General features: G+C 33.2%; 6 protein-coding genes and 1 tRNA gene. 5 read left to right on the plus strand and 2 right to left on the minus strand.

Annotated features, from left to right (window positions below):
* Positions 1-152 precede the first annotated feature (152 nt).
* From FPG59_RS12035 to FPG59_RS12050, 4 genes are all read left to right on the plus strand, one after another.
* Positions 153-1,502: a lipopolysaccharide assembly protein LapB gene (locus FPG59_RS12035; protein ID WP_086454841.1), complete on the plus strand. Its 1,350-nt coding sequence runs from the start codon at positions 153-155 to the stop codon at positions 1,500-1,502.
* On the plus strand, positions 1,502-2,287 hold the full coding sequence (locus tag FPG59_RS12040; protein ID WP_086454842.1) for a DUF4292 domain-containing protein: 786 nt from the start codon (positions 1,502-1,504) through the stop codon (positions 2,285-2,287). The genes FPG59_RS12035 and FPG59_RS12040 overlap by 1 nt, the downstream gene beginning before the upstream one ends.
* A gap of 24 nt (positions 2,288-2,311) precedes the next feature.
* Complete coding sequence (locus FPG59_RS12045) at positions 2,312-3,565, plus strand: murein hydrolase activator EnvC (RefSeq protein ID WP_086454843.1); 1,254 nt, start codon at positions 2,312-2,314, stop codon at positions 3,563-3,565.
* 247 nt (positions 3,566-3,812) lie between these two features.
* Positions 3,813-4,232: a DUF2452 domain-containing protein gene (locus tag FPG59_RS12050; RefSeq protein ID WP_086454844.1), complete on the plus strand. Its 420-nt coding sequence runs from the start codon at positions 3,813-3,815 to the stop codon at positions 4,230-4,232.
* Between the two features lie 245 nt (positions 4,233-4,477).
* Here FPG59_RS12050 and FPG59_RS12055 read toward each other — a convergent pair.
* Together FPG59_RS12055 and rseP are read right to left on the minus strand one after the other, a co-directional pair.
* Positions 4,478-4,551 (minus strand) — tRNA-Asn (locus tag FPG59_RS12055).
* Positions 4,552-4,687: 136 nt separating this feature from the next.
* Positions 4,688-6,031, minus strand: a complete 1,344-nt coding sequence (gene rseP, locus FPG59_RS12060; protein WP_086454845.1) for an RIP metalloprotease RseP — start codon at positions 6,029-6,031, stop codon at positions 4,688-4,690.
* 192 nt (positions 6,032-6,223) lie between these two features.
* Between rseP and FPG59_RS12065 the strand changes: the two genes are divergently transcribed.
* Positions 6,224-7,291, plus strand: a complete 1,068-nt coding sequence (locus FPG59_RS12065; RefSeq protein WP_086454846.1) for an NADH:flavin oxidoreductase/NADH oxidase — start codon at positions 6,224-6,226, stop codon at positions 7,289-7,291.
* Positions 7,292-7,491: the final 200 nt, after the last annotated feature.

Below are 7,491 nucleotides of genomic sequence, written 5' to 3' on the forward strand. Positions count from 1 at the left end.
GACCTTATGTGTCTTATATGGTTATAAAAATAATTAGCTAAAGATGTTTGCAAACCTTTAGAAAACTTAGATGTTAAAATAAATATACGGCAAGGATATTAGTATTTGTAATTGGTGTTAAACAACAAAGATTCAGTATTAAAAAAAACAGCATGAAAAAGAGCGCTTTTTTATTTTTATTATTGGTTTTGCAATGCAATTCAGCTTTGCTATGCGCACAAACAGAACCCGAAGAAATCAAGCTTGATACAGATCAATTTCAAGAACTTTTTTATGAATCGTTACTTCAAAAAGGGATTGAGAATTATGACAAAGCTATCGTTGCTTTAGAAAAAGCTGATAAATTTAAACCTAATGATGCAACCGTTTATTTTGAGCTGGGCAAAAATTATTTAGCCTTAAAAGACTATCAAAGTGCCTATACCTCATTTGAAACTGCTACCAAGCTTGATCCTAAAAACAGATGGTATTGGATAGGGATGTATGATGTAAGTTATGAAACTAAAAACTTTACTCAAGGCATAACAATAATTAATAAATTGATAGAATTTGACCCTAAATATAAAGAAGATTTAACGTCACTTTATATGGGTACCAATCAATTTGAAAAAGCATTGGCACTGATTCAAGAACTTAATGAAACGGTAGGAAAAACAGATAGAAGAGAATTGTACAAAAGCCAGATCTTGGCACAAGGAAAATATCAGAATCTAGAAATCAATAATCTAGAAGAACAAATTGTCAAATATCCGCAGCAGGAATCCAATTATATCAGTCTAATCTTTTTGTATACCAAGAACAATGAAGATGCAAAAGCATTTGAAATTGTAAAAAAGCTAGAAAACGCAATTCCAAATTCAGAGTGGGCGCAAGTCAGTTTGTTTAAAACATACCTTGACGGCAATGAAGCTCAAAAAGCCATTACGGCCATGAATGTGGTTCTAGCAAGTACAAAAATTGACTCAAAAATAAAGCATAGAATCTTAAATGAATTTTTAATTTTCACACATAAAAATCCACAGTACGCACCTGATTTAGAAAAAGCAGTTGCCACGTTTAATAATGATACGAGTGTGGATGTAAACAAAGAAATTGGTAAATTTTTTCAAAATAAAAAGCAGTGGGATAAGGCGGTATTGTATTATGAAAAATCAGCTCAAAGAGGAGTGGGAGACACGCTGGAAACGAACTTACTTTTGTTTCAGTCGTACGTGGAGCAGAAAAATTTTAGTAGCCTTGCACCTAAAGCCGAATCTTTGATAGAAACCTATCCGTCACAAGCGCAATTTTATTTTTACGCCGGATTAGCGTACAACCAGTTGAAACAATTCAAGAAAGCAAAGGACTATTTAGAAATGGGCATGGATTATGTAGTAGAAAATAAGGAATTAGAAATTAACTTTAATTTACAACTAGGTGAGGCCTTTAATGGTCTGGGTGATTTTAAGAAAAAGGATTTATTTTTCTCAAAAGCCAATCAATTACTAAAAGAAAAAAAATAATGAAAAAAGGAATATATTTGGTTTTACTGGCGCTTGTAATGGTTTCTTGTAAATCAAAGGCCGTTGCAGTAGCCACAGTAAAGGAGCCGCTTGCTGAGACAAATGTAATGACGGCCAAAAAAATTATTGAAAACCATTACAACAACAAAACCGATTTTTCAACCCTGTACATCAAGTCTAGTGCTAGGTATAGTGACGACAAACAAACTCAAAATGTAACTGCCGAAATTAGAATTAAGAAAGACGAGCAAATTTTAGTAAGCATTCGTTTTTTAGGAATCACTATGGCCAAAGCCTTGATAACTCCTAACACAGTGAGTTATTATGAAAAAATAAACAACAGTTATTTTGAAGGTGATTTTAGCAGCTTAAGCCAATGGTTAGGAACTGATTTAGATTATTCTAAAATTCAAAACCTATTATTAGGTCAGGCGCTTGATGACTTGAGAAGAGGCAAATACACTGAAACAATTTTGGATCAAAGCTATAGATTAGATGCTGTTACAAATGAAAACACACAAAAATCATTTTTCTTAGACAGCAATCAGTTTTTAATCCAAAAACAAGAAATTACGCAGCCTAAAGAAGAGCGTATGATAAAAGTAGCCTATCTAGGTAACAAAGAATATGACAATATGAAACTGCCTACAGCCTTACTGATCAATACTTTTCAGAAAAAAGGAACTACAGAAATCAATTTAGAATACAATTCGGTTTCCTTTAATGAGGAACTTTCTTTTCCATATAGTGTACCAAATGGGTACAAAAGAATTTTAATTAAGTAAATTAGCAAAAATATTTTTTATCTCATGCCAAAATATATCCTAAGCCTAATTTGTATTTGTATGACTTCATTGTTGTGGAGTCAAGAATCACAGCAAGAAAAATTAGAACAACGCAAAGCTCAAATTCAAAAAGAAATTAAAGAAAACGAAAAGTTATTACAAACCGTAAAGAAAAAAGAAAAATCTGCGGTAAATGTAGTAGTGATTCAGAGTACGAAAATTAAGCTCAAGGAGAAACTAATTAATACCACCGAAAAGCAAACTAAATTGCTTAAAAATGACATGTATATTAATCAAGTTCAGATTAATAAGCTTAAAAAAGAACTTAAAATCCTAAAAGAGGATTACGCTAAAATGATTGTCAAATCCTACAAAAGTCGTTCTTCTGAAAGCAGAGCCATGTTTTTATTATCATCTGAAAATTTTCTTCAAGCGTATAAAAGAGCGCAATATATGAAGCAGTATACAGGCTATAGAAAAATGCAAGGGGAAGAAATAAAATCAAAAACTGATAAACTAGCAGACTACAATCAGAAATTAGACATTCAAAAAACGGCCAAACAAAAGTTGATTGCCGAGAATGAAAAGGAACGTTTGTCTCTTGAAAAAGAAAAGCAAGAGCAACTCAAGTTATTGAATTCTATTAAAAAAGACAAAAACAAGATTGCGCAAGAAATAAAAAAACGTCAACAAGAGTATAGAACTATTGACAGGCAAATCAATAGGTTAATTAGAGAAGCCATTGCCGAGGCCAACAGAAAAGCAGCCCTAGAAAAAGCAAAAGCTAATCCTAGTGCTCCAGTATCTAAAGCGGCTGTATCATCATCAAAAATTGAGTTGACCCCAGAGGCCAAATTAATTGCTGATAATTTTAGGTCCAATAGAGGTAGACTTCCTTATCCTGTAGAGAAAGGTTTCATATCACTAGGATATGGAAATCAAACACATCCTATGTTCAATACCATAACGATTCACAATAGCGGAGTTGAAATTACTACTGATAAAGGAGCAAATGCGAGAGCCGTTTTTGGTGGAGAAGTAACAAGTGTTATTGTAATCTCTCCAGTAAATAAAGCGGTCATGATACAACACGGAGATTATTTTACGGTGTACCAAAATTTAAGTTCCGTTTCTGTGAGTAAAGGTGATAAAGTAAGTATTAAGCAAAGCATAGGAAGGGTACGTACTAATGGGGAAACAGGAAAAACTATTATTAAGTTCTTGATCCTTCAAAATACAACTTATAATAACCCTGAGGGCTGGCTTTCGCCAAGATAAATTTTTTCTATATTTTATAAAAACACTATTGATTTTCTCGGATTTCAATAGTGTTTTTTTTGTTATGGTTAATTGCTGGTAACTATTTTTGGTAAGTTTGAATTTTACATGGTAGATTTGTGAATTTTGTTTAACTTTGCATAGAAAATATTAAACAAAAATAGGTGTTGAAATTTATTTGGTACCCCAAACAATAAGACACAACCTTCTAAAATAGTAATTTGAAGAGTTGAAAAGTATAAAAAACATGGAAAATAAGAAACCAGATAACGTTGTTTACAATCAAGAAAAAGGATTTAATGCTAATGTATTGCCGTATGCTACTAATGTAGGTGCGCCAGCTATACGTGTTGACGATGTAGTTTCCTGGAAAAGCAGAGGAATTGATAATGTAAACAAAGAACTCGGGAATAAGTTTAACGAACTCAAATTACAGTACGAAAAGTTAATGCAAGAGTATGAGTGGAATGAATTGGTGTATAGTGCTAAATTTTCCTTTGAACCTGTGATAGGTGAAATTTATCATTTATACAGAGATGCCGAAGGAGTGAATTTCCTGTCTTTAATAGGTCCTAATGAGTGGAACAAAGAGCATATAGGTAGTTTTAAGCTTAACAGCGACAAGAAATGGATTGTGTTACATAATGCAAGCTCTAGTTTGTTTTAATGCTGTAAGCGTATCAGAAGAGCCATATTAAATGTTTGTATAGTATTTAAATTAGTCTATATTTCATCATAAAAAAAGGGAGTCCAAAATATAATATTTTGGACTCCTTTTTTTATAGATTGAGTAAATCATCTTAAAAGAAAAAAGTCCTTTTAAAAGCTCCTCCGCCGCGGCGGACTTGAACCAAGGTTCGAAATGACATAAAACAAAAAAGCCACTCAATTTCTTGAATGGCTTTTTAAAAGCTCCCCCTCTTGGGCTCGAACCAAGGACCCTCTGATTAACAGTCAGATGCTCTAACCAACTGAGCTAAGGAGGAAACTGTATGTTTTTATTTTTTAAAGAACGTCTTATTTATTTGCTTTTGAATAACTCTGTTTGTTTGTCTAAGCGGTTGCAAAGATAGGCTATCATTTGGTTTCTGCAAATAAAATTGAAACTTTTTTTCATTTTTTTTACTTCCCTATAATTGCTTTGTAAACGTCATTTCCGTTTGCAAATAGTAATAGTGTTATAAGTAAAACAAAACCAACTAATTGTGCGTTCTCTAGGAATTTATCGCTAGGTTTTTTACCTGATATAATTTCGTATAATAAAAACATCACATGACCACCATCTAGTGCTGGAATAGGCAAAAGGTTCATTACACCAAGCATTATTGACAATAATGCAGTAATAGTCCAGAACATTTCCCAACTCCAAGTTTTTGGAAAAATATCAAATATAGCTTTGAAACCACCTACTTGTTTGTAAGCTTTAGTTTCTGGATTAAAAATCATTTTTAATTGTTTTCCGTATCCTACTAATTGATCTTTTCCTCTAGTTATACCCACAGGAATTGATTCTAATAGCCCAAATTCTTGTTTACTTACTTTGTAGTACCCCAGTTTTTCTAAATAATCCATTCCCAATCTTCCAATACCTATTCCTAGTTTTCCTTCAGAATTGATTTGAATAGGTAATTTAATTTCTTTTTCGTCTCTTAGGATTAAAGCTGTTACGGTTTTGTTTTTATTATTTTCAAAAACTGTTTTGGCTTGATCATAGTACTTGGTAGTTTGCCCATTTACAGAAAGAATAATGTCTTTTGGCATCAAAGTAGTATTTTTAGAACCTTCAGAAATAGCTCCTACCACAAATGGCATTCTAATATCAAGTAAACTTTTTTTCTCAACTTTTGATAATTGGTCAACAAAATCATTTGGCATATTGATCGTTTGTTCTGTTGTGCCCCTTTTTATGATGACTTCTTTTGCCATGATTACTTTCATGGTAAGATCATTGTCAAATTTTACAATTTTTTCACCATCAACAGATACAATGTGGTCTCCAGTTTTAAAACCTACTTTTTGCATGGTTTTGTTTTCTACAAGTAAACCGTCTTTCAAGTCTTCATTTGCAATATAAGTATCACCGTACGCAAATGCCATACCTATATATATTATGAAAGCCAAAATGAAATTTACAGTAACACCACCCAACATAATGATTAATCGTTGCCAAGCTGGTTTAGATCGAAATTCCCATGGTTGCGGCGGCAAAGCCATTTGTTCTTTGTCCATGCTCTCATCAATCATTCCGGAAATTTTCACATAGCCACCAAGGGGTAACCAACCGATACCGTATTCGGTTTCGCCAATTTTCTTTTTGATAAGGGAATATTTTACGTCAAAAAATAAGTAGAATTTTTCGACTCTAGTTTTAAATAATTTTGCAGGAATAAAATGTCCTAACTCGTGAAGTACAATAAGTAAGGATAAGCTCAATAAGAATTGAGAAAGCTTGATAAATAGATCCATTTTTTAATTTTGATTCTTAATATGATGCACAAAAATAGGGTTTTCTGTTTGTATATTTTACAATAATTGTTCCAGAGCAATTTAAAAGTTTGTTAATTATGTTAATTTGAAATAGAACTTTGAATGCTGAATCTTAACTTTACTTTCTTAAATCCCATTATTTAGGATTTATATCACTTTAAAACACGTATAATGTCGTCAAAATTATTTTCTCCTATTACCATAAAAAGCATCACGCTAAAAAATAGAATTGCAATTTCTCCTATGTGTCAATATTCAGCTCAAGACGGTTTTGCTAATGATTGGCATCTGGTACATTTGGGTAGTCGCGCCATAGGCGGCGTAGGATTAATTATTCAAGAAGCCACATCGGTTTCACCCGAAGGTAGAATCTCACCAGAGGATTTAGGACTTTGGAATGACGAGCAAATTGTGAAGATGAAAGAAATCAATACTTTTATTGTGAGTCAAAATTCAGTTCCTGGAATACAATTGGCGCATGCCGGCCGTAAAGCCAGCTCAGCATCACCCTGGAACGGAGGACGTAAACTTGATGATTCACAAGGAGGTTGGGATACTGTAGCACCAAGCCCAGTTGCCTACCATCATACTGAGAAAGCTCCTCTTGAGCTTCATGAAGCAGGAATACAAAAAGTAATTTCAGATTTTAAATCTGCTACAAAAAGAGCTGTTCAAGCAGGTTTTCAGGTGATGGAAATACATGCTGCTCACGGGTATTTATTGCATCAATTTTTATCTCCGCTGTCTAATTTTAGAACGGATAATTACGGTGGTAGTTTTGAAAACCGCATCCGCTTGACGCTTGAAGTTGTTGAGGCTGTACAATCAGAATGGCCTGATTATTTACCCTTGTTTGTAAGGATATCAGCAACTGACTGGGCTGAGGGTGGATGGAACTTAGAAGAATCGGTTCAACTTTCTAAAATTTTAAAAGGAAAAGGAGTTGATTTAATTGATGCTTCAACCGGAGGTTTGGTGTCGCACCAGCAAATTCCGTTAGGACCTAACTATCAAGTTCCTTTTGCCGAAAGCATAAAAAAGGAGACGGGAATTCAAACAGGAGCGGTAGGTTTAATTACGGAAGCTGCTCAAGCCGAGGAAATCATTGCCTCTGGAAAAGCTGATTTGGTTTTTATAGCACGAGAATCTTTGAGAGATCCTAATTTAGGTTTGACATTTGCCAAAGAGCTAAATGCCGATATGGAATGGCCAAAACAATACGCTAGAGCGAAACAGTAAGGTTTTGAAACATATAAGTCATATAAGTTTTCTTTTTTTAAACCATTAAGGTATTAAGAAAATTAAGTTTTTGATGGTTCGCTTTTGTCGTATTTATTTGAAGATCTTATATGACTTATATGTTTCAATATTTTTTTAACCATTAAGGAATTAAGAAAAGTTAAGGTAGTTGCTAGTTTTGGTTTTACGAATCTTATATG

Origin of the sequence: Flavobacterium sp. FPG59, from assembly GCF_002150205.1 — a bacterium.
Taxonomy (GTDB): domain Bacteria; phylum Bacteroidota; class Bacteroidia; order Flavobacteriales; family Flavobacteriaceae; genus Flavobacterium.

Excerpts from the sequence above, each read along its gene's own strand:
- FPG59_RS12035 (WP_086454841.1), top strand. The coding sequence starts at position 153 with ATGAAAAAGAGCGCTTTTTTATTTTTATTATTGGTTTTGCAATGCAAT.
- FPG59_RS12065 (WP_086454846.1), top strand. The coding sequence starts at position 6,224 with ATGTCGTCAAAATTATTTTCTCCTATTACCATAAAAAGCATCACGCTA.
- rseP (WP_086454845.1), bottom strand. The coding sequence starts at position 6,031 with ATGGATCTATTTATCAAGCTTTCTCAATTCTTATTGAGCTTATCCTTA.
- FPG59_RS12045 (WP_086454843.1), top strand. The coding sequence starts at position 2,312 with ATGCCAAAATATATCCTAAGCCTAATTTGTATTTGTATGACTTCATTG.
- FPG59_RS12040 (WP_086454842.1), top strand. The coding sequence starts at position 1,502 with ATGAAAAAAGGAATATATTTGGTTTTACTGGCGCTTGTAATGGTTTCT.
- FPG59_RS12050 (WP_086454844.1), top strand. The coding sequence starts at position 3,813 with ATGGAAAATAAGAAACCAGATAACGTTGTTTACAATCAAGAAAAAGGA.